The sequence below is a fragment of the Oleiphilus sp. HI0066 genome (assembly GCF_001635725.1).
This window is the reverse complement of sequence record NZ_LWFH01000983.1, coordinates 1-460: the sequence shown is the minus strand read 5'-3', so window position 1 is coordinate 460 and position 460 is coordinate 1. Positions and strand designations below refer to the sequence as shown.

Sequence of the window (460 nt, the reverse complement as noted above, 5' to 3'; positions counted from 1 at the left end):
AGTAGAGCATGAATTATTAACCGTTCACACGGCAGACGGCACTGCACATCAACTTAATATTACCTTGACCGGCAGCAATGACTTGCCGGTAATTGCGGGGACTAGCACCGGTGCTGTAATAGAGGCGGGCGATGGAACCAGTGGCAATGCCGATGCCACTGGTACGTTAAACGTAACCGATCCAGACACGGGCGATACCCTCAGCTGGCAAGTGGTTCAGGGGCAGGGCCGCTATGGTCAGTTGAGTATTGATCAACAGGGACAGTGGCATTATCAACTGGACAATACAAGCCATGCGACAGATATCCTAGATGCCAATCAACAGGTGACAGAACACTTTACTGTCACGGCCACAGACAGCAGCGGCACACCGGTACAGCAAACGATAACGATTGACGTGACGGGCACTAACGATGCGCCGGAGATCACCTCTATTACAGCTCAAGCAGCACATGAAGGC

At 52.2% G+C, this 460-nt stretch carries 1 protein-coding gene; it reads left to right on the top strand.

Features of this window, described 5'->3' with window-relative positions:
• On the top strand, positions 1-460 hold a 460-nt coding region (locus A3738_RS11095; protein WP_197473817.1), incomplete at both ends, for a VCBS domain-containing protein.